Source organism: Streptomyces silaceus, assembly GCF_001419745.1.
GTDB classification, from domain to species: Bacteria; Actinomycetota; Actinomycetes; order Streptomycetales; family Streptomycetaceae; genus Streptomyces; species Streptomyces silaceus.
In genome coordinates this window covers 1-2,049 of sequence record NZ_LIRJ01000519.1, presented here as the reverse complement: position 1 = coordinate 2,049, position 2,049 = coordinate 1, and the positions used below count along the sequence as shown (strand labels likewise).

The window sequence follows — 2,049 nt, the reverse complement described above, 5'->3', positions numbered from 1 at the left end:
CGGTGGACACGCCCGCCCCGCCCCCCGCCGGGCCCGCGGAACCCTGGCTCGTCGCCTGGCGCGACTGGGCCACGACGACACTGCTCACCCGGTTCGCCGGAGCGGACGAAGCCCTGGCCGAGCTGGGCCCGAGCGGCGCGCTCGCCCAGCGGCCCGCCGGCGCCCCGGAGCTGGCACCGGACACCGCCCCGACGCCGGCGGACCCGGGAGACCCGGGCGCCGGGGGTGTCGCCGACCGCCCCGGCAGCCGTACCGACCCACCCACCGACACCCCGCCCGCCGACGCCCCCGGCACCCCCTGGCAGGCCTGGTCCGTCCGCATGGGCCAGCTCTCGCCGCTCGCCCTGCCCGGCCTCGACGGCCCCGTGCACGCCGCGGCCCGCGCCGCCCCGCTGGCCCTCGCCCGGGGAGCCACCCGCGCCGTGCTGCGCCGCGACTACCCGACCGCCGCGCGCATCGCGCGCTGGCTCGCCCTGCTCGGCGCCGAGGGCCTGCCGCTGCCCCTCGACCCGGTGCCGCTGGTCGACCACCTCCGGCTGTACGGCGGCGGCCCCCGGCTCGCCCTCGACGTCGCCATCGCCGGGCGACTACTGGGAGTGGAGAACGCATGACGGTGACGCGGACCGCGCACGAGGTGGGCTCGCGCGCCCTGACCTGGCTCCACACCCACCGTGAGCTCGGCGCCCTGCCCGCCGACACCACCGCCGAACTCGCCGATCCCGACAGCGTGTACAAACCGCTGGGGGAGAGCGCGCTCGCCGCCTCGCTCGTCCTGCGCGAGTCCGTGGCGGGCAGCGCCGAGCTGCGGGTGGCCCGCGAGCTGATGGGCTTCTGCTGGCGCCAGCTCGGCGACGGCGACATGCTCTACGAGCGGCTGCTGCGGTACTCGATGATGACCGACCCGCTGGAGACGTACGCCCCCTTCGCGCGCGGGGGACTGCGCCACGCGCGCCTGGAACAGCTGCTCGCCCACACCAGCGCGCTGCGCTCCGTGCGCGGCGCCGAGGTGCTGCCCAACCGGCGGCTCGCCGTCGCCAACGCGGCCCGCGTCGTGGGCCTCGACCGGGACGGCCGCGCCTACGACTGGGCCGCGCTCGGCGCCGCCACCTGGCTCGGCGCGACCCCCGAGCCCTGGCTCATCGACTGGATGACCGGCTACTGCGTCACCCACACGGTCTTCCACCTCACCGACTGGGGCGCCCGGCCCGCAGGTCTGCCCGCCGGCCTCGCCGACTACGTGAGTGCCTGGCTGCCCGTGTGGATCGACATCTGGGCCGAGGTCGAGCAGTGGGACCTGGTCGCCGAGCTGATGATCGTCGGCTGCTGCCTGCCGGAGCCGTACTGCGAGGCCGCCGACTGGGAACGCCTGGCACGGGCCCAGCACCCGGACGGACTGATGCCCCGCGACGGCGAACCGGTCCCGGGCGACCCCGAGCGGCGCTTCACCGACCACCACCACACCGCCGTGGTCGCCGCCATCGCCGGCACCCTCGCGGTCTCCCGCACCCTGGGCGGCCCGGAGCGGCGGCCTTGAGCGCACTCGGGAGCATCGGGAACAGCCGCGCCGTGCGCGGTACGACGACGGGCACGGCGGAAGCGCCCCCGTGGGCGGCCGACCTCCTCGCCGGACTGCGCGACGCGGCCCCCGGAGCGACCGCCGTGGCCGTCGCCGTCCGGCGCGGCCCCGTCCGCGTCCTGCTCGCCACCGGCGACACGGCACGGCACGGCGGCGCGCCCGCCGACCCCGACACCCGCTTCGAGATCGGCTCCCTGACCAAGACGTTCACCGCGCTGCTCCTCGCGGACATGGCCGCGCGCGGCGAGGTGGCCCACGACGACCCGATCGGCCGCTTCCTGCCCCGCGCCGCGATCCCGCACCTGGACGGCGACGCGATGACCCTGCTCCACCTCGCCACCCACACCTCGGGCCTGCCCCGGCTGCCGCCCGGCTTCCTGCACCGCGGCGCCCCCGCCTGGTTCAGCAACCCGTACGCCGACTTCTCCGCCGACGACTTCCGGGAAGCACTGGCCCGCGCCCGCCCCCGCGCC

Annotated in this window: 3 protein-coding genes; all 3 read left to right on the top strand. The window is 77.5% G+C overall.

Translation table 11 applies throughout. The features are described 5' to 3' along the window. Positions 1-611 (top strand): hypothetical protein (locus AOK22_RS35710; protein WP_157872392.1); only part of this gene is annotated, 611 nt, incomplete at its 5' end. Then, positions 608-1,534 carry a DUF6895 family protein gene (locus AOK22_RS35705; protein ID WP_055702849.1) on the top strand — a complete coding sequence of 309 codons (927 nt, stop codon included), beginning with the start codon at positions 608-610 and terminating at the stop codon, positions 1,532-1,534. The genes AOK22_RS35710 and AOK22_RS35705, both read left to right, overlap by 4 nt. Continuing rightward, the coding region (locus AOK22_RS35700) for a serine hydrolase domain-containing protein (RefSeq protein ID WP_244165236.1) at positions 1,531-2,049 on the top strand (519 nt) is incomplete at its 3' end. The genes AOK22_RS35705 and AOK22_RS35700, both read left to right, overlap by 4 nt.

What these genes read in the sequence shown, in the direction of transcription:
- AOK22_RS35705 (WP_055702849.1), top strand. Translation starts at nt 608, where the DNA reads ATGACGGTGACGCGGACCGCGCACGAGGTGGGCTCGCGCGCCCTGACC.